The sequence below is a fragment of the Streptomyces sp. NPDC015661 genome (assembly GCF_043077765.1).
Classification (GTDB): domain Bacteria; phylum Actinomycetota; class Actinomycetes; order Streptomycetales; family Streptomycetaceae; genus Streptomyces.
Genome location: NZ_JBIBST010000011.1, coordinates 143,687 through 160,814 on the forward strand (window position 1 = coordinate 143,687; position 17,128 = coordinate 160,814).

Sequence of the window (17,128 nt, forward strand, 5' to 3'; positions counted from 1 at the left end):
TGCGTGGACACGGCCAGGGATTACCTTCGGGCCGCGCCCAGGACGCAGGGGGAGGACGGCAGCCGCGGACCCTGTTCCGGAACGTCGAAGGAGCGGTACGAGACGAGCTCGAAGCCGGCCGCCTCGATCGCCGCCACAGGGGAGCGGGAGGTGTGACACCCGCCGAACAGCAGCGGCCAGACCGTGCGGTCGAGGCCCCGCTGCACCCGTGCGAGCCCCGGCGTGTCCGCCGCCCCGTGCTCGAAGAACCGCAGCTCGCCGCCGGGCCGCAGCACCCGCCGCAGCTCGGCCAGGACCTCCGGCACGCTCCGTACGGTGCACAGCACCAGCGAGGCCACCGCCGCGTCGAAGGCGCCGTCGCGACCCGGCAGCGCCTCGGCCGTGCCCGGCAGCACCGTCACCGGGACGGTGGCCCGGCGCGCGGCCTCCTCGGCGAGCCGGCGCAGATGGTCCTCCGGCTCGACGGCCACGACCTCCGTGACCCCGGCCGGGTAGTGCGCGAAGTTCAGGCCGTTCCCCGCGCCGATCTCGACGACCCGGCCGGAGAGCCCGGCCAGCAGCTCGGTCCGCAGGGCACCGAGCCCGCCGCGCGTGTCGGCCGAGACGCTGAACCGGGCGTAGAAGCGGGCGAACACGGGGTGGTGGACACGAGGAGTCGAGCCGGGGTGTGCCATCGCCGCTCACCTCATCCCGTCACGAAACAGAATTCGTTGCCCTCCGGGTCCCGCATGACCTGGAAGGAGCCCTGCTCGTCGGTGACCAGCTCGCCGACCGTCACCGCCCCGAGCGCCAGCACCTCCTCGGCCGCCCGCGCCGGATCCGCCACCTCCACATCGAGATGGACCCGGTTCTTCACGGCCTTGCCCTCCGGCACCCGCTGGAAGGCGATCCGTACGAACTCCGGCGGATCCACGTACGACCAGTCGGCACTCCGGTCGACGGGATCACCGCCGAGGAGCCCGGCCCAGAAGCGGACCAGCGCCGCCGGGGCGGCGCAGTCGAAGACGATCTCCTGAACTCGTGCGCGCATACCGTCAGCGTACGGAGACCGGCGCCGCCTGCGCCCCCGCGAACGCCTCCGCGTCCCACGTGCCGCCCAGCTCCGGCGCCAGCCAGCCGCCCGCGGCCGCCCGGAACTCCGCCGGGTCGAGCGCCCCCGAACCCTCCGGTACGGCTCCGAGCAGCGGAGCGCCCGCGGCCTGCGGCAGGTCCGCGAGGTTGCAGCGCGCCGCCAGGTCCGGCGCGTCCGGCCAGCTGCCGACGACGACGCCGAGCTGCTCGATCCCACGGGCCCGCAGCGCCTCGGCCGTCAGTGCGGTCGAGTTGAGCGTGCCCAGGCCGGCCGGGGCCACCACCAGGACGGGGGCGCCGAGCAGCGCGGCCGCGTCGGCGAGCGTGCCGCCCTCCTCGTCGAAGCGGACGAGGAGGCCGCCGGCCCCTTCCACGAGCACCAGGTCGTGCTCCTCGGACAGCTTCCGGGCGGCCTCGGCGACCTCCCGGGGCCCGACCGGAGCCATCCCGGCCCGCCGGGCGGCCGTCCCCGGGGCCAGCGGCTCCGGGAAACGGCCCAGCTCGGCGGAGGCCGCGGCGCCGGAGAGGCGTACGACCTCGTCCGCGTCGCCCTGCTCGTCCGGGCCGACGCCCGTCTGGGCGGGCTTGAGGACGGCGACGGTGCGGCCGGCGGCGGTGGCGACTGCGGCGACGGCCGCGGTGGTGATCGTCTTGCCGATCTCGGTGCCGGTGCCGGTGACGACGATGATGCCCATGGGGGCGTCCTTCCTTGTTCGTGAGGACGGTGCGGACGGTGCGGACGGTGCGGGTTCAGGCGCGGAAACCTCTGGCGCCGGCAAGGGCGCCGTTCCGTTGTGCCCACCCTCCCCCAAGCTCTCGGCTTCGCTCGAGCAGGGGGACCCCCATCGCCGCGGCGGAACGATTGCCCACGACGGGCGGGGCGCAGCCCACGACGGGGCTCCGTCAGCCCGCTGCCGCCGCCGCTCTTACCGCCGTGCAGATGCGGGCCAGGTCCTCGTCGCCCGTCACGTACGGCGGCATCGTGTAGATCAGGTCGCGGAACGGGCGCAGCCACACGCCCTCCCGGACCGCCGCGGCGGTCGCCGCCGCCATGTCGACCTCGTGGTCGAGCTGGACGACACCGATCGCGCCGAGCACCCGCACCTCGCGCACGCCCGGGAGGCCGGCCGCCGGGGCGAGTCCGTCCCGCAGGCCCGCCTCGATCCGCTTGACCTCGACCTCCCAGTCCTGGGAGAGCAGCAGGTCGATCGAGGCGAGGGCGACGGCCGAGGCGAGCGGGTTCCCCATGAAGGTGGGCCCGTGCGCCAGGACGGGGACCTCGCCGCGCGAGATCCCGTCGGCGACGCGGCTCGTGCAGAGCGTCGCCGCCATCGACATGTAGCCGCCGGTCAGCGCCTTGCCCACGCACATCACATCGGGGGAGACCCCCGCCCGGTCGGCGGCGAACAGGGTGCCCGTCCGCCCGAACCCGGTCGCGATCTCGTCGAACACGAGCAGCACGTCGTGCGCGTCGCAGGCCTCGCGCAGCACCCGCAGATACGCCGGGTCGTGGAAGCGCATGCCGCCCGCGCCCTGCACCACGGGTTCCACGACCACCGCGGCCAGCTCGTGCGCGTGCTCGGCGATCCGGGCCCGGAGCAGCTCCGCGTACGACTCCTCGTACGCGGCCGGCGGCGCGTCCGTGAAGACCTGCCGCTGGAGCACCCCCGACCACAGCTCGTGCATCCCGCCCTGTGGGTCGCACACGGACATCGGCTGCCAGGTGTCCCCGTGGTAGCCGCCGCGCCAGGTGAAGAGCCGCTGCTTCTCGGGGCGGCCGAGGGAGCGCCAGTACTGCAGGCACATCTTGGCCGCCACCTCGACGGAGACCGAGCCCGAGTCGCTGAGGAAGACGTGCCGCAGCGGCTCCGGGGTGATCTCCACGAGCCGGGCGGCGAGCCGGACGGCCGGCTCGTGGGTGAGCCCGCCGAACATGACGTGGCTCATCCTGTCCAGCTGGCCGCGCACCGCCTCGTTGAGCACGGGGTGGTTGTAGCCGTGGACCGCCGACCACCACGAGGACATGCCGTCGACCAACTCGTCCTGTCCCTCGACGGGTTCGGCGAGCCGGAGCCGCACCCCGGACGCGGACGCGACGACCAGCGGCTCCGCGCGGCCCGGCATGGGGCCGTACGGATGCCAGACGTGCGCCCGGTCCAGGGCGAGGAGTTCGTCGTTACGCATTCGGCGCGAGGTCCGTGCCGGCGCCCCGGCGGCGCACGGCCACCAGGTCGGTGCGGGCCTCGTCGGCGGTGCGCGCCGGAGCCGCGGAGGGCGCCGCGTGACCGCCGCAGGGACCGCAGCCGCCGCCCTCCTCCGCGTGCGAGCCGCAGCCGGCCGAGGCCTCGGAGCCGCAGCCCGCCGAGGCGGTCGAGCCGCAGCCGCCCGTCGCCCCGGCCGCGGCGAGGGCGTCCGCGCGGTGCTTGGGGAGGGTGGTCGTGCCCGCGCCCTCCACCTCGAAGCCCGCGTCCGCGATCATGTCCAGGTCGGCCTGGCCGGCCTGGCCCTCGCTGGTCAGGTAGTCGCCGAGGAAGATCGAGTTCGCGATGTTCAGCGCCAGCGGCTGCATCGAGCGCAGGTGGACCTCGCGGCCGCCGGCGATCCGCACCTCGACGTCGGGGCAGACGAACCGGACCATCGCGAGGATCCGCAGGCAGCGCTGCGGGGTGAGGTTCCACTCCTTGGCGAGCGGGGTGCCCTCGAAGGGGATCAGGAAGTTGACCGGCACCGAGTCGGAGTCGAGCTCGCGCAGCGCGTACACGACGTCGACGAGGTCCTCGTCGCTCTCGCCCATGCCCGCGATCAGACCCGAGCAGGCCGACAGACCGGCGGCGTGCGCCTTCTGCACGGTGTCCACGCGGTCCGCGTAGGTGTGGGTCTTGGTGATGTCCCCGTACGTCGCCTCGGACGTGTTCAGGTTGTGGTTGTACGCGTCGGCGCCGGCCTCCCGCAGCCGCTCCGCCTGGCCGTCCGAGAGCAGACCGAGGCAGGCGCACACCTCGACGCCCTCGTTCTGCTCCTTGATCGCCTCGATCGTCTTCCCGACGCGCTCCACGTCCCGGTCCGTCGGGCCGCGGCCGCTGGCCACCAGGCAGACCCGCTTGGCGCCGCCCGCGACACCCGCCGCCGCGGCCTGCGAGGCCTCGTCCGGCTTCAGCCACGTGTACTTGAGGATCTCGGCCTTCGAGCCGAGCCGCTGCGAGCAGTACGAGCAGTCCTCGGGGCAGAGACCGGACTTCAGGTTGACCAGATAGTTGAGCTTCACCCGGCGCCCGAACCACTGACGGCGCACCTTGCCGGCCGCCGCCACCACATCGAGCAGTTCGTCGTCGGAGGTCGCCAGCACGGCGAGCGCTTCTTCACGGGTCGGCAGCTCGCGCCGCAGCCCCTTCTCCACCAGCGTGTTCAGCAGGTCCATAACCGCAGATCCTTGCCTACCGCCCACCCCCGGGCCAAGGAGGATCCGAACAAACGCCCCCGATAGAGGTGTGTGGATGACCACATCCCGACCTCGTCGTCCTGCGGTTAGGGTCTGTGCGCTGCCTACAAAAGGATCGCCGCATGTCTCTGGCCGACGACACGCGGGCCGCGGGCCCGCGCCGCACCGCCTTCGACTGGACCGACGCCGAGGCGCGTCGCCGGGCCGAGGCCGGTCTCGTCCGGACGCTGCGAGCCCGGTCGGCCGAGTCGGACCTCCTGGACCTGGCGAGCAACGACTACCTCGGCCTCACCCGCCGCCCCGAGGTCACCGGGGCCGCGGCCGAGGCGGCCGGGCGCTGGGGCGCCGGCTCCACGGGCTCGCGGCTCGTCACCGGCACCACCCGGCTGCACACCCGCCTGGAGCGCGAACTCGCCGAGTTCTGCGGCTTCGAGGCGGCCCTCGTCTTCTCCTCCGGCTACACCGCGAACCTCGCCGCGCTCACGGCGCTCGGCGGCCGGGACTCCCTGATCGTCTCCGACGCCTCCAACCACGCCTCGATCGTGGACGGCTGCCGTCTCGCGCGCGCCGAGACCGCCGTCGTCCCGCACACCGACCCCGAGGCCGTCGCCAAGACCCTGGACGCGCACCCGGGGCGCCGGGCCCTGGTCGTCAGCGACTCCGTCTTCTCCGTCGACGGGGACAAGGCGCCGCTGCGCGAGCTCGCCGACGCCTGCCGCGCGCACGGTGCCGGACTCGTCGTCGACGACGCCCACGGCTTCGGCGTCCTCGGCGAGGGCGGCCGGGGCGCCCTGCACGAGGCGGGGCTCGCGGGCGACGAGGACGTCGTCGCGACCCTCACCCTCTCCAAGTCCCTCGGCAGCCAGGGCGGCGCCGTTCTCGGCCCGGCCCGGGTGATCGAGCACCTGGTGAACGCGGCCCGCACCTTCATCTTCGACACCGGGCTCGCCCCGGCCGCCGCGGGCGGCGCGCTCGCGGCCCTACGTCTGATCGTGGCGGAGCCGGGCCTCGCCGAGCGGGCCCGTACCGTCGCCGCGACGCTGCACCGGCTGCTCACGGAGGCCGGCCTCGCCGCGGCCCGGCCCGACGCGGCCGTCGTCTCGGTGCACGCGCCCTCCCCGGAGGCGGCGCTGCGCTGGGCGGCGGACTGCCGTGAACAGGGCCTGGCGGTCGGCTGCTTCCGGCCCCCGTCCGTCCCCGACGGCATCTCGCGGCTGCGGCTGACGGCCCGGGCCGATCTGACGGACGCGGAGATCGCGCGCGCGGTGGAAACGATCCTGCGGACCGCGCCCCAGGTCTGACGGGCCGTCGGGTGGTTCAAGGGCGGCCAAGGACAGCAGAGTTCACCGCTTCGGGCGACAGATGGGGACATATCTTGGTGGAACGCCTGCCGGGGCGGCACGATCGGTGGGACTCTGACGCGAAGCGCGATCCGGGGCGGAAGCCCCGGCGGGAAGGGACAGCGTCGCCATGGCAGACCATCAGGAAGCATCCGTCACTCTGCCGAGCGATCCCGCGTCGGTCCCCACGGCCCGGCGGTTCGTCGCGGAGGTACTCGACGGTTGGGGCCTCGGCGGGGCGGACGAGCCGGCGGACGCGATCCGCCTGATGGTCTCGGAACTGGCCACCAACGCAGTCCTGCACACCTTCGGGCAGTCGCCCACCTTCACGGTCGACGTCCGTCTGGAGCGCGAGGAGCGACTCCACATCGGCGTCACCGACAGTCACCCCCGCTGGCCCCGCCGGCTCCCGGCGGCGGTCCAGCAGGACAACGGCCGGGGCATGGTCATCATCCGCTCGCTGGCGGCGGAGGCGGGCGGCCGGCTCTCGGTCACACCGACCGAGGAGGGCGGCAAGACGGTCTGGATCACGCTTCCGTGGACTCCGGCGACCGCCTCGTACGTCTAGAACGGGACCGTGGCCCCGGCCGACCGCCCCGTACGTCCGGAACGGCCCGGGCTCCCGGCGCAGGGGTGCGGCGGCGCCACCGCACCCCTGGGGCGGGCTCAGTGCCCGGCGGTCGTCATCGGACGCGGCCGTAGTAGACCTTCGACGTCCAGATCGCGTCGAGCTTCACCCAGGATCCCGTCTTGGGCGAGTGCCAGATCTTGCCGCTGCCGGCGTAGATGCCCACGTGGTAGACGCTCCCGCCGGAGTGGAAGAAGACCAGGTCCCCCTTCTGTCTGCTGGACGCGGAGATGTGCCGGGTGTTGTTGTACTGCTGCTGCGCGGTGCGGGGCAGCGACTTGCCCGCCTGCTTGTACGCGTAGAGCGTCAGACCGGAGCAGTCGAACCTGGAGGGTCCGGCGCTCCCGTACCGGTACGGGGCTCCCTTCTTGGACGCGGCGACGCTCAGTGCCTTGTTCGCGTATGTGGTGGCTGCCTGGGCCTCGGGTGCCGCACCTGGTGCGAGCAGCGTGCCGCCGACGGCGGCGAGGGTGAGAGCCGAGACGGCTCCGGCCCGGGACAGCAGGGACGGGACGTGCATCTGCGCAGTCATGCGCAACCCTTCGTCAGCCGCCTGCGAAGGATGACCTGTCGGGTTCGGACTGGCGAAGATGCCCGGCCGCGGTTGCGGCTTCACCCCAAGGGACGGCCCCGCTGCGGAAACAGCGCGTACGTCCCGTACTGCTCGGGTCCTCCACTCCTGCCGATCCACTCCTGTCGACCAGACGTCCGGGACAGCGGCAGGACTCGGCGTCCGCCCGGACCGCCCCGCCTCGGATGGCGGGGGCTTGTCGTCGACAGGGATCTTGACCCACACCGAGGGCGAAATCCGAGCTGAAACGGCGATATGTGAGGCTCCTCACGACTGATCCATACGGGTGGACAGGCAGCCTTTGTGATCTTCGGAGGTTTGACCGACGAGCCTCGCACCAGCGGCGGAACGTCCCATTCCGCCAGATGCGTACACCTGTTGCGCAACTCGCCCCGCACATATGTCGACTCGTCGACTACGCCGAACGGGGGAGCGATTCTGCGATCCGTGTCGGCCGACCGGACCTCGACACGACATGCCGGAATGTCAACTCGCCCGAGTGCGGGGGACGGTGACGCGGTCGGCGCGGCGCTCGCCGTCCAACACCCGTAGGGCGCGCGCCAGGGTGTCCGCGTGGACCTCGCTCTCGCCCCGCATATGCATGAGTGTCAGCGCCTCGCGCAGCGCCACCGCGCGCCCCACCAGGGCCTGTGCCGCGCGCAGCGCCCCATAGGTATGCGTACCCCTGGATGGGTTGATCTTCCCGAGGAGGTCGACGACTTCGAGGTACGCGTCGATCAACTCGCCCTCGGCGCGGGTCAGCGCGGGGAGCGGCGGAAGTTCGGGCACCACGGCCGGCTCACCGCGCCGCGCCGGTGTCGCGCCGGCTCGTGATCACGTGGTCCACCAGTCCGTACGCGACGGCCGCGGGCGCGTCCAGGACGCTCAGGCGGTCGATGTCGGCGTCGATCCGCTCCCGGCTCTGCCCGGTGTACTCGGTGAGCATCCCGGCCACCAGATCGCGCAGCCTGAGCAGTTCGCGCGCGTGGATGTCGAGGTCGCTCGGCTGTCCCTGGAGGGGCTCGTCCATGGCCGGCTGCCGGAGGGTGATCCGGGCTCCCGGGAGGACCAGCCGCTTGCCGGGGGCGCCGGCGGCGAGCAGGACGGCGGCGGTGGACGCGGCCTGGCCCAGGCAGGTGGTCTCCACGTCGCAGGAGAGCGTCCGCATCGTGTCGTGGATCGCGGTCATGGCGCTGATCGAGCCGCCGGGGGAGTTGATGTAGAGCGAGATGTCCTGGCCGGGGGCCGCGTAGTCGAGGTGCAGGAACTGCGCGATGACGTCGTTGGCCGAGGTCTCGTCGATGGGTGTGCCGAGGAAGACGATCCGGGCTTCGAGGAGTTTCGAGTACGGATCGAGGGTCCGGGTTCCGAAGCTGGTCCGCTCCGTGAACTCGGGCAGAACGTAGCGGGCGTCCATGGCTGAGCACCTCCAGCTGTCTGTAAAAAATGTACAGGACGTACAGACCGTAAGATGAGGAGCATGACCTACGAGATCCCGGTGACGCAAGCGCGGGCTGAGCTCGCCGACCTCATCAACCGCGTCGTGTACGGCGGCGAGCGCGTCGTCGTCACCCGCCACGGGAAGCCGCTCGTCGCCCTGGTCTCCGCCGCTGACCTGGAAGAACTCGAAGCGGCGGAGAAGCCCGCCGACGAGCAGGTGGTCAGCTCGCTCTCCGGCCTCCACCCGGTCGACTCCGCTCCCGGCGAACAGCGCCGCTTCGGCATCGCCGCCCACCACCAGGAGCCCGGCGCCTCCTGACCGGGGCGCGCGCGAGCGCGAGCCCGGCGCCTCCCGACCCGGGAAGCGAAGGCCGCACGGCAAACGAAAGCCGCACGGCAAAAACGAAAGCCGCGCACCCCCGTCCGCTACAGCGGGGGTACGCGGCCGTTCTCGGGTGCGGGTCTCAGCCCACCGGCACCGGTGCGGGCTCCGTCGAGGGGGCCGCTTCCGCGCGGCGCCGGGCGCCGAGCGCGGTCGCGGCCAGACCCGCCACGGCCCAGAGGGAGAGGACGAGCAGCGGGCGGCCCGCCGCCGCGCCGTCGAAGGCGGACACCGACCGGAGGGCCGAGCCCCCGGCGCCCGGCGGCAGCCACTGGCCGAGGGCGCCGACCCCGGTGGGCAGCATCTGCGGGGCGCTCGACATCCCCGAGAAGGCGTTGCCGAGCAGGATGGTCAGGGCTGCCGCGAGCCCGAATCCGGGCTTGCCGAGCAGGGTGGCGAGTCCCGCGAAGGCCGAGCCGATCGCCAGGACGGTCAGACCGAGCACCCCGGCCTCGGCCCACCAGTCGCCCGTGAGTGCCCCGAGCCAGCTGTCGGCGAGCGTCGCGCCGACGACCCCGGCGAGCGCCGCCGCGCCCACGAGCGTCGCGGCCGCCCCGGCCCCGCGCAGGCCGAGCAGGACGGTGGTGACGCCCGTGGCCGCGCCGATCAGGGCGAGGGGCAGCAGGCTCGCGCCGAGTACGGCGCCGCGCGGGTCGCCCGCCGGTGCAGCGACCACGTCCGTGACCCGGACCTCGGCGCCCGCCGGGGCCTGGGCGGTCACGGCCTCGCGCAGCAGCCCGGCCACGACGGGGCTCGCCGCCGAAGCGGTGAGCAGTTCCGTACCGCTCGGGGTGACGACCACGGCTCCGTATACATCGCGGTCCTCGATCGCGGCCCGGGCGGCAGCGGCGTCCTCGTAGCGGTGGATCTCGAAGGCCCCTTCGTGCCGGCCGAGCTGCCGCTCGACCGCATCGGCCGCGGCGGCGGGCCCGGCCACGCCGATCGGCAGGTCGCGGGGTGCGATGCGCGCGGCCGGCCAGGCGAAGAGCGCGAGGGCGAGGGCGGCGACGACCGGTATCAGAACGAGGACCGCGAGGGCTCTGCGGCCGGTGGCCGGCGGGGTGGTGGCGGGCATGACGGCCTCGATTCAAAGCGAAGGATCGTTCGTTTTATGTGAGGCACAGCGTGCGCCGCCGCCGGGAAGTTGTCAAGAATGAACATTCGTTTTAGGTTCTGACCATGGCACGTGTCTCCCAGGAACACCTCGACGCACGCCGGCGCCAGATCCTCGACGGCGCCGCCCGCTGCTTCGCCCGCAACGGCTTCCACGCCACGTCCATGCAGGACGTGCTCGCCGAGGTGGGCCTCTCCGCGGGCGCTGTCTACCGCTACTTCCGCGGCAAGGAGGAGCTGATCGGGGCCATCGCGAGCGAGGCCTTCGCCGGCATCCGGAGCGCCTTCGAGGAGGCGTCCCGCGCCACCCCGCCGCCCACCCCCGACGTCCTCCTCGGCGCGGTCCTCCGGCTCTTCCTGGAGGAGCGGATCGAGGGCGCCGACCGGCAGGCCTTCGCGCGGCTGATCATCCAGGTGTGGACCGAGACCCTGCGCAACGAGACGCTGGCCGGGACCCTCGCCGAGGGTTACCACGGGATGCGGGTCGCGTGGACGCGGCTCGTGACCGCCTACCGGGAGAACGGCCTCCTCCACGCCGACGTCCCCGCAGACCATGTGGCACGCACCCTCATCGCCACCGCCCAGGGCTTCATCGCCCAGCAGGCGCTCTTCGGCGACGTGTCCGTCGAGGTCCTGGAGGACGGACTGCGTGGCCTGATGTCGATGTCCGCACCCGGGGACGCCGACCCGATCGGATGATCATGAGAACGCAAAGCCGGAGTTAACGAGCCGGAAAAACTTCCGCCCTAACGTGCAATGTCTGGCCGCGCACCGCATCTCCGCAGTTCAACAGAGTGTTGACGGTCGGTAGGGTCCGCAGCTGTCCGGGTCCCGTCCCGGTCGACGACTGTGAGGTGGAAGAGTGCAACTGAGCCCGCACGAGCAGGAGCGCCTGCTCATCCATGTGGCGGCCGACGTGGCCGAGAAGCGCCGGGCCCGCGGTGTGCGGCTCAACCACCCCGAGGCCGTCGCGCTCATCACGTCCCACATCCTGGAAGGCGCCCGGGACGGCCGTACCGTCGCCGAGCTGATGGCCTCCGGGCGCAAGGTGATCACCCGTGACGAGGTCATGGACGGCATCCCGGAGATGATCCACGACGTCCAGGTCGAGGCCACCTTCCCGGACGGCACCAAGCTCGTCACCGTCCACGACCCCATCGTCTGAGGGGCGGCCGCCGATGATCCCCGGAGAGATCCTGTACGCGGACGGCCCCGTCCCCCTCAACGAGGGGCGCCCCGTCACCCGCCTCACCGTCCTCAACGCCGCCGACCGGCCCGTCCAGGTCGGCTCCCACTACCACTTCGCCGAGGTCAACCCCGGCCTGGACTTCGACCGCACCGCCGCCCACGGGCAGCGACTGCACATCGCCGCCGGGACGGCCGTCCGCTTCGAGCCCGGCATCCCCGTCGAGGTCGAGCTGGTCCCGATCGCCGGCCGCAGGATCGTGCCCGGCCTGCGCGGCGAGACCGCCGGCCCGCTCGACACCACCGAAGCCACCACCGAACAGGACCAGGACAAGGACGGCGACCGTGCCTGACCTCCACCGCGCCGTCTACGCCGACCTGTTCGGCCCCACCACCGGCGACCGCATCCGGCTCGCCGACACCGACCTCCTCGTCGAGATCGAGGAGGACCGCTGCGGCGGCCCCGGCCGCGCCGGCGAGGAGGCCGTCTTCGGCGGTGGCAAGGTCGTCCGCGAGTCCATGGGCCAGGCCCGCACCACCCGCGCCGAGGGCGCCCCCGACACCGTCATCACCGGTGCCGTGGTCATCGACCACTGGGGCGTCGTCAAGGCGGACATCGGCATCAGGGACGGCCGCATCACCGCCCTCGGCAAGGCCGGCAACCCCGACACCATGGACGGCGTCCACCCCGACCTCGTCATCGGCCCCGAGACCGAGATCATCGTCGGCAACGGGCGGATCGTCACCGCCGGCGCCGTCGACACCCACGTCCACTTCATCTCGCCCACCGTCGTCGAGCAGGCCCTCGCCACCGGCGTCACCACGCTCGTCGGCGGCGGCACCGGCCCCGCCGAGGGCACCAAGGCGACCACGATCACGCCCGGCCCCTGGCACATGGCCCGGATGTTCGAGGCCCTGGACACCTTCCCCGTCAACATCGGCCTGCTCGGCAAGGGCAACACGATGTCCCGGGAGGCGATGCACTCCCAGCTGCGCGGCGGCGCGCTCGGCTTCAAGATCCACGAGGACTGGGGTGCCACCCCCGCCGTCATCGACGCCTGTCTGAGCGTGTGCGAGGAGACGGGCGCCCAGCTCGCCATCCACACCGACACCCTGAACGAGGCGGGCTTCGTCGGCGACACCCTCGCCGCCATCGCCGGACGCACGATCCACGCGTACCACACGGAAGGTGCCGGCGGCGGGCACGCCCCCGACATCATCTCCGTCGTCTCCGAGCCGTACGTCCTGCCCAGCTCCACCAACCCGACCCGGCCGCACACCGTCAACACCATCGAGGAACACCTCGACATGCTGATGGTCTGTCACCACCTCAACCCGGCCGTCCCCGAGGACCTCGCCTTCGCGGAGTCCCGCATCCGGCCCTCCACCATCGCCGCCGAGGACGTCCTCCACGACCTGGGCGCCATCTCGATCATCTCCTCCGACTCCCAGGCCATGGGCCGGATCGGCGAGGTGATCATGCGGACCTGGCAGACCGCCCACGTCATGAAGAAGCGCCGCGGTGCCCTGCCCGGCGACGGTGCCGCCGACAACCACCGAGCCCGCCGCTATGTCGCCAAGTACACGATCAACCCCGCCGTCGCCCAGGGCATGGACCACCTGATCGGCTCGGTCGAGCCCGGCAAGCTCGCCGACCTGGTCCTCTGGGAGCCCGCGTTCTTCGGCGTGAAGCCGCTCGTCGTCGTCAAGGGCGGCCAGATCGCGTACGCGCAGATGGGCGACGCCAACGCCTCCATCCCCACGCCCCAGCCGGTGCTGCCCCGCCCGATGTTCGGCGCGCTCGGCCGGGCCGCCGCGGCCGGCTCGGTCAACTTCGTCGCCCGGGCGGCGATCGAGGACGACCTGCCCCAAAAGCTCGGAGTGCACAAGGAGTTCACCGCCATCGGCTCCACCCGGCGGGTCACCAAGGCCGACATGCGGGAGAACGACGCGCTGCCCCGGGTCGAGGTCGACGCCGACACCTTCTCGGTGACCATCGACGGCGAGACGGTCGAACCGGCACCCGCGGCCGAACTGCCCATGGCCCAGCGCTACTTCCTCTTCTGATGTCGCGCTCAGCCCTCCTCGTGCTCGCCGACGGGCGCTTCCCCGCCGGCGGACACGCCCACTCCGGCGGCGCCGAGGCCGCCGTCAGGGCCGGCCGCATCAAGGACGCCGCCGGCCTGGAGGCCTTCTGCCGGGGCCGCCTGCACACCACGGGCCTCACCTCGGCGGCCCTCGCCGCCGGGGCCGCGCACGGACTCGACCCGTACGAGCTCGACGCGGCGGCCGACGCGCGCACACCCTCGGAGGCCCTGCGCGCCGCCGCCCGCAAGCTCGGCCGCCAGCTGATGAGGGCCGCCCGTGCCACCTGGCCGAGCCCCGAACTCGACGCGCTCGCCGCCGCGTTCCCGCGCGGCGCCCATCAGCCCGTCGTCCTCGGCACCGCCGCGCGGGCCGCCGGACTCGGCCCCGAGGACGCGGCGCACTGCGTCGCGTACGAGACGGTCGGCGGCCCGGCGACCGCGGCCGTCCGCCTCCTCAGCCTCGACCCCTACCAGGCCACCGCCGTCCTCGCCCGCCTCGCACCCGAGATGGACCAGGTGGCCGAACACGCGGCCGCCGCCGCCCGGCAGGGCGTCGACGCCCTGCCCGCCGCCTCCGCCCCGCTGCTCGACCTCACCGCCGAACAGCACGCGGCCTGGCCGGTCCGCCTCTTCGCCTCGTAACCCCACCAGGAGCCGCCCCCATGCACCTCGACCACGCGCACACCCACCACGGCGCCGTCTCCGCCGACGCCCACCGGCCCGACGGCACCCGCCGCGCCCTGCGCGTCGGGCTCGGCGGACCGGTCGGCTCCGGCAAGACCGCCACCGTCGCCGCCCTCTGCCGGGAGCTGCGCGACACCCTCTCCCTCGCCGTCGTCACCAACGACATCTACACCCGCGAGGACGCCGAGTTCCTGCTCCGCAACGCCGTCCTGCCGCCCGAGCGCATCCAGGCCGTGGAGACCGGCGCCTGTCCGCACACCGCCATCCGCGACGACATCTCCGCCAACCTCGAAGCCGTCGAGGAGCTCGAGGACACCGTCGGTCCGCTCGACCTCATCCTCGTCGAGTCCGGCGGCGACAACCTCACGGCCACCTTCTCCAAGGGGCTCGTCGACGCCCAGATCTTCGTCATCGACGTGGCCGGCGGCGACGACATCCCGCGCAAGGGCGGACCCGGCGTCACCACCGCCGACCTCCTCGTCATCAACAAGACCGACCTCGCCCCGCACGTCGGCTCCGACCTGGAGCGGATGGCCCGCGACGCCGCGGAACAGCGCGGCGAACTCCCGGTCGCCTTCACCTCGCTGCGCGGCGAGAACGGCGTCGCGCCGGTCGCCGACTGGGTCCGGGCACAGCTCACGGCGTGGACCGCGTGAGCCTGAGCGCCACCGCCCGGATCGTCGCCGACGCCGACGGCGGCCTGCCGCTCCTCGTGAGCGACGGCCCCCTGGCCCTGCGCCGCACCCGGGCCGCCGGACCGTACACCCGGGTCACCGTCGTCGGCGCGATGAGCGCGCCGCTCGGCGGTGACCGGCTCGCGATCGAGACCGAGGTACGGGACGGGGCCCGGCTCCTGGTCGACTCGGCCGCCGCCACCCTCGCCCTGCCCGGCCGGAGCACCGACCCCGCCGCGTACGACGTACGGATCGCCGTCGGCGAGGGAGCGGAGCTCCGCTGGCTGCCCGAACAGCTCGTCTCCGCCGCCGGCTCGCACCTGCGGATGCGCACCACCGTCGACCTCGCGCCCACGGCGCGGCTCGTCCTCCGCGAGGAACAGGTCCTCGGCCGGCACGGCGAAGCGCCCGGCACCCTGACCACCCGCCTCACCGTCCGCCGCGCCGGCCGCCCCCTGCTCGACCAGGAACTGGCCTTCGGCCCCGGCGCGCCCGGCGGCTGGGACGGCGGCGCGGTCCTCGGCGGCCACCGCGCCACCGGTCAACTCCTCGTCGTCGACCCGGCGTTCGCCGAGAAGCCGGTGGAAGCGCGGCGGTTCGGGGAGAACGCCGTGGTCAGTCCGCTCGCCGGGCCCGCCGCCCTCGCCACCGCCGTGGCCCCGGACGCGCTCGCGCTGCGCCGACTCCTCGACGAGGCCTTCGCCCAACTCCTCCCGTTCTGACCGTCTCCGCACGTTCACCGCTCAGCGGTACACCTGTCACCGGTTATTGGTTCGGCAAAGAAACACGTGTACGCCCTTTCATCACGAGCCCCAGGGACGAAAGGATCCCCCGGACACACAGACTCCTTCTGGGGGAGGATCATTGAGACGCACAGCAGTGCTCGGCTCGGCCGGCACTCTGATAGCGGGCACGCTCATGGCGACCGCGCTCGCGGCACCGACCGCCGGCGCCGTCACCGGTCTCGACCGTGACGAGGAGGCGCGCGGCGCGACCATCGCCGCCGCCGAGGCCGCCAAGGCCGGAATCGACTGGCAGGACTGCCCGGCCGACTGGGGCTTCGCCAAGCCCATCCAGTGCGGCTGGGTCACCGTCCCGGTCGACTACGCCAAGCCCAACGGCAAGAAGATCAAGATCGCGGTGGACCGCGTCAAGTCCACCGGCACGCCCGCCGAGCGCCAGGGTGCGCTGCTCTACAACCCCGGCGGCCCCGGCGGCTCCGGCCTGCGCTTCCCGCGCCGGGTCACCACCAACAACCCGCTCTGGGTGAACACCGCGAAGGCGTACGACTTCGTGGGCTTCGACCCGCGCGGTGTCGGCCACTCGGCGCCCATCTCCTGCGTCGACCCGACCGAGTTCGTCAAGGGTCCGAAGCTCGACCCGGTCCCGGACAGCGAGGCGGACAAGCTCGCCCAGCGCAAGCTGGCCGCCGAGTACGCCAAGGGCTGCGCCGAGAAGAGCGGCGACATGCTGCCCTACATGACGACCCGGAACACCGCGCGTGACCTGGACGTCATCCGGGCCGCGCTCGGCGAGAAGAAGCTCAACTTCATCGGCGTCTCCTACGGCACCTACCTCGGCGCCGTCTACGGCACGCTGTACCCGAACCACGTGCGCCGCATGGTCGTCGACAGCGTGGTCAACCCGGCGAAGCACAACATCTGGTACCAGGCCAACCTGGAGCAGGACATCGCCTTCGAGGGTCGTCTGAAGGACTGGATGACCTGGGTCGCCCAGAACGACGCGACCTACCACCTCGGGGACACCCTGGCGGAGGTCCAGCAGCAGTGGGTGACCCTGCGCGCCGCCGCCAAGAAGGAGCCCCTGGGCGGCAAGGTGGGCCCGGCCGAGCTCATCGGCTTCTTCCAGAGCGCCCCGTACTACGACTCCTCGTGGGTCCCGGTCGCGGAGGCCTGGAGCGCGTACGCCCAGGGTGACCCGCAGCCGCTGATCGACGGCGCCGCCGCGGACCTCACCGACACGGCCGGCAACATCGCGTCGGAGAACGGCAACGCCGTCTACACCGCCGTCGAGTGCGCCGACGCGGCGTGGCCGACCAACTGGAACAAGTGGAACCGGGACAACTCGGCCCTCCACGAGCAGTACCCGTTCATGACCTGGGCGAACGCCTGGATGAACCTGCCGTGCGCCACCTGGTCCGCGCCGCAGCAGAAGCCGACCCAGGTCAAGACGGGCAAGGGCCTGCCGCCCGTGCTCATCGTCCAGTCCGAGCGTGACGCGGCGACGCCGTACGCCGGCGCGGTCGAGCTGCACAAGCGCTTCAAGGGCTCGCGTCTCATCACCGAGAAGAACGCGGGTTCGCACGGTGTCACCGGTCTGGTGAACCCCTGCATCAACCCGAGGGTCGAGACGTACCTGCTCACCGGCAAGGTGGACAGCCAGGACGTGACGTGCGAGCCGCACGCCACGCCCAAGCCGTAACACCCGCACCACAGTGAGGGGCGGTCGCCGTACGGCGGCCGCCCCTCTCCGCCTCTCCGCCTCTCCGCCTCT

20 protein-coding genes and 1 riboswitch are annotated in these 17,128 nt (G+C 72.8%); of the genes, 11 read left to right on the forward strand and 9 right to left on the reverse strand.

Going from position 1 to position 17,128, the window contains the following annotated elements; genetic code table 11:
* Nucleotides 1-20: 20 nt before the first annotated feature.
* From ACF07V_RS28485 to bioB, 5 genes are all read right to left on the reverse strand, one after another.
* A complete protein-coding gene (locus ACF07V_RS28485) occupies nt 21-674 on the reverse strand; it encodes a class I SAM-dependent methyltransferase (protein ID WP_392158396.1) in 654 nt (217 codons plus the stop codon).
* Between the two features lie 11 nt (nt 675-685).
* Nucleotides 686-1,030, reverse strand: coding sequence for a VOC family protein (locus ACF07V_RS28490; protein WP_392158398.1), 345 nt, complete (start codon nt 1,028-1,030; stop codon nt 686-688).
* Nucleotides 1,031-1,034: 4 nt separating this feature from the next.
* Entirely contained in the window at nt 1,035-1,766 is a 732-nt protein-coding gene (gene bioD / locus ACF07V_RS28495; RefSeq protein WP_392158399.1) for a dethiobiotin synthase, read from the reverse strand.
* Between the two features lie 208 nt (nt 1,767-1,974).
* Nucleotides 1,975-3,255, reverse strand: a complete 1,281-nt coding sequence (locus ACF07V_RS28500) for an adenosylmethionine--8-amino-7-oxononanoate transaminase (RefSeq protein ID WP_392158401.1) — start codon at nt 3,253-3,255, stop codon at nt 1,975-1,977.
* A complete protein-coding gene (bioB, locus tag ACF07V_RS28505) occupies nt 3,248-4,489 on the reverse strand; it encodes a biotin synthase BioB (protein WP_392158403.1) in 1,242 nt (413 codons plus the stop codon). Before bioB ends, ACF07V_RS28500 begins: the two co-directional genes overlap by 8 nt.
* A 143-nt stretch (nt 4,490-4,632) precedes the next feature.
* On the opposite strand from bioB, the gene ACF07V_RS28510 reads away from it, so the two are divergent.
* Both ACF07V_RS28510 and ACF07V_RS28515 read left to right on the forward strand, forming a co-directional pair.
* The gene (locus ACF07V_RS28510; protein WP_392158404.1) at nt 4,633-5,811 is read left to right on the forward strand and encodes an 8-amino-7-oxononanoate synthase; all 1,179 of its coding nucleotides are present in this window, start codon (nt 4,633-4,635) and stop codon (nt 5,809-5,811) included.
* A gap of 169 nt (nt 5,812-5,980) precedes the next feature.
* Nucleotides 5,981-6,418, forward strand: coding sequence for an ATP-binding protein (locus tag ACF07V_RS28515; RefSeq protein ID WP_392158406.1), 438 nt, complete (start codon nt 5,981-5,983; stop codon nt 6,416-6,418).
* 115 nt (nt 6,419-6,533) lie between these two features.
* On the opposite strand, the gene ACF07V_RS28520 is transcribed toward ACF07V_RS28515, so the two are convergent.
* The 3 genes from ACF07V_RS28520 to ACF07V_RS28530 all read right to left on the reverse strand — a co-directional run bounded on the left by ACF07V_RS28520 (nt 6,534) and on the right by ACF07V_RS28530 (nt 8,466).
* On the reverse strand, nt 6,534-7,010 hold the full coding sequence (locus ACF07V_RS28520; RefSeq protein WP_392158407.1) for a C40 family peptidase: 477 nt from the start codon (nt 7,008-7,010) through the stop codon (nt 6,534-6,536).
* A gap of 2 nt (nt 7,011-7,012) precedes the next feature.
* Nucleotides 7,013-7,135: riboswitch (cyclic di-AMP (ydaO/yuaA leader) on the reverse strand.
* Between the two features lie 400 nt (nt 7,136-7,535).
* Nucleotides 7,536-7,841: a hypothetical protein gene (locus ACF07V_RS28525; RefSeq protein ID WP_392158409.1), complete on the reverse strand. Its 306-nt coding sequence runs from the start codon at nt 7,839-7,841 to the stop codon at nt 7,536-7,538.
* A 7-nt stretch (nt 7,842-7,848) separates the two neighbouring features.
* Nucleotides 7,849-8,466, reverse strand: a complete 618-nt coding sequence (locus tag ACF07V_RS28530) for a ClpP family protease (protein ID WP_392158411.1) — start codon at nt 8,464-8,466, stop codon at nt 7,849-7,851.
* A gap of 63 nt (nt 8,467-8,529) precedes the next feature.
* On the opposite strand from ACF07V_RS28530, the gene ACF07V_RS28535 reads away from it, so the two are divergent.
* Entirely contained in the window at nt 8,530-8,808 is a 279-nt protein-coding gene (locus ACF07V_RS28535; RefSeq protein WP_392158413.1) for a type II toxin-antitoxin system Phd/YefM family antitoxin, read from the forward strand.
* A 145-nt stretch (nt 8,809-8,953) separates the two neighbouring features.
* Here the strand turns inward: ACF07V_RS28535 and ACF07V_RS28540 are convergent, their stop codons facing one another.
* Entirely contained in the window at nt 8,954-9,946 is a 993-nt protein-coding gene (locus tag ACF07V_RS28540; RefSeq protein ID WP_392158415.1) for an ABC transporter permease, read from the reverse strand.
* A 104-nt stretch (nt 9,947-10,050) separates the two neighbouring features.
* Here ACF07V_RS28540 and ACF07V_RS28545 point away from each other — a divergent pair, with 104 nt between their 5' ends.
* The 8 genes from ACF07V_RS28545 (at nt 10,051) to ACF07V_RS28580 (ending at nt 17,056) form a co-directional block, all read left to right on the forward strand.
* Nucleotides 10,051-10,683 (forward strand): TetR/AcrR family transcriptional regulator, encoded by a 633-nt coding sequence (locus ACF07V_RS28545; protein WP_392158416.1) that lies wholly within the window; start codon nt 10,051-10,053, stop codon nt 10,681-10,683.
* Nucleotides 10,684-10,846: 163 nt separating this feature from the next.
* Complete coding sequence (locus tag ACF07V_RS28550) at nt 10,847-11,149, forward strand: urease subunit gamma (protein ID WP_392158418.1); 303 nt, start codon at nt 10,847-10,849, stop codon at nt 11,147-11,149.
* A 13-nt stretch (nt 11,150-11,162) separates the two neighbouring features.
* Nucleotides 11,163-11,522, forward strand: coding sequence for an urease subunit beta (locus ACF07V_RS28555; RefSeq protein ID WP_392158420.1), 360 nt, complete (start codon nt 11,163-11,165; stop codon nt 11,520-11,522).
* Nucleotides 11,515-13,236, forward strand: coding sequence for an urease subunit alpha (locus ACF07V_RS28560; protein ID WP_392158422.1), 1,722 nt, complete (start codon nt 11,515-11,517; stop codon nt 13,234-13,236). Before ACF07V_RS28555 ends, ACF07V_RS28560 begins: the two co-directional genes overlap by 8 nt.
* Nucleotides 13,236-13,898 (forward strand): urease accessory protein UreF, encoded by a 663-nt coding sequence (locus tag ACF07V_RS28565; RefSeq protein ID WP_392158424.1) that lies wholly within the window; start codon nt 13,236-13,238, stop codon nt 13,896-13,898. The genes ACF07V_RS28560 and ACF07V_RS28565 overlap by 1 nt, the downstream gene beginning before the upstream one ends.
* A gap of 20 nt (nt 13,899-13,918) precedes the next feature.
* Entirely contained in the window at nt 13,919-14,596 is a 678-nt protein-coding gene (gene ureG / locus ACF07V_RS28570) for an urease accessory protein UreG (RefSeq protein ID WP_392158426.1), read from the forward strand.
* Nucleotides 14,593-15,336, forward strand: coding sequence for an urease accessory protein UreD (locus tag ACF07V_RS28575; RefSeq protein WP_392158703.1), 744 nt, complete (start codon nt 14,593-14,595; stop codon nt 15,334-15,336). Before ureG ends, ACF07V_RS28575 begins: the two co-directional genes overlap by 4 nt.
* Before the next feature lie 142 nt (nt 15,337-15,478).
* A complete protein-coding gene (locus tag ACF07V_RS28580; RefSeq protein WP_392158428.1) occupies nt 15,479-17,056 on the forward strand; it encodes an alpha/beta hydrolase in 1,578 nt (525 codons plus the stop codon).
* Nucleotides 17,057-17,128 lie beyond the last annotated feature (72 nt).

Excerpts from the sequence above, each read along its gene's own strand:
- ACF07V_RS28485 (WP_392158396.1), bottom strand. The coding sequence starts at position 674 with ATGGCACACCCCGGCTCGACTCCTCGTGTCCACCACCCCGTGTTCGCC.
- ACF07V_RS28490 (WP_392158398.1), bottom strand. The coding sequence starts at position 1,030 with ATGCGCGCACGAGTTCAGGAGATCGTCTTCGACTGCGCCGCCCCGGCG.
- bioD (WP_392158399.1), bottom strand. The coding sequence starts at position 1,766 with ATGGGCATCATCGTCGTCACCGGCACCGGCACCGAGATCGGCAAGACG.
- ACF07V_RS28500 (WP_392158401.1), bottom strand. The coding sequence starts at position 3,255 with ATGCGTAACGACGAACTCCTCGCCCTGGACCGGGCGCACGTCTGGCAT.
- bioB (WP_392158403.1), bottom strand. The coding sequence starts at position 4,489 with ATGGACCTGCTGAACACGCTGGTGGAGAAGGGGCTGCGGCGCGAGCTG.
- ACF07V_RS28510 (WP_392158404.1), top strand. The coding sequence starts at position 4,633 with ATGTCTCTGGCCGACGACACGCGGGCCGCGGGCCCGCGCCGCACCGCC.
- ACF07V_RS28515 (WP_392158406.1), top strand. The coding sequence starts at position 5,981 with ATGGCAGACCATCAGGAAGCATCCGTCACTCTGCCGAGCGATCCCGCG.
- ACF07V_RS28520 (WP_392158407.1), bottom strand. The coding sequence starts at position 7,010 with ATGACTGCGCAGATGCACGTCCCGTCCCTGCTGTCCCGGGCCGGAGCC.
- ACF07V_RS28530 (WP_392158411.1), bottom strand. The coding sequence starts at position 8,466 with ATGGACGCCCGCTACGTTCTGCCCGAGTTCACGGAGCGGACCAGCTTC.
- ACF07V_RS28535 (WP_392158413.1), top strand. The coding sequence starts at position 8,530 with ATGACCTACGAGATCCCGGTGACGCAAGCGCGGGCTGAGCTCGCCGAC.
- ACF07V_RS28540 (WP_392158415.1), bottom strand. The coding sequence starts at position 9,946 with ATGCCCGCCACCACCCCGCCGGCCACCGGCCGCAGAGCCCTCGCGGTC.
- ACF07V_RS28545 (WP_392158416.1), top strand. The coding sequence starts at position 10,051 with ATGGCACGTGTCTCCCAGGAACACCTCGACGCACGCCGGCGCCAGATC.
- ACF07V_RS28555 (WP_392158420.1), top strand. The coding sequence starts at position 11,163 with ATGATCCCCGGAGAGATCCTGTACGCGGACGGCCCCGTCCCCCTCAAC.
- ACF07V_RS28565 (WP_392158424.1), top strand. The coding sequence starts at position 13,236 with ATGTCGCGCTCAGCCCTCCTCGTGCTCGCCGACGGGCGCTTCCCCGCC.
- ureG (WP_392158426.1), top strand. The coding sequence starts at position 13,919 with ATGCACCTCGACCACGCGCACACCCACCACGGCGCCGTCTCCGCCGAC.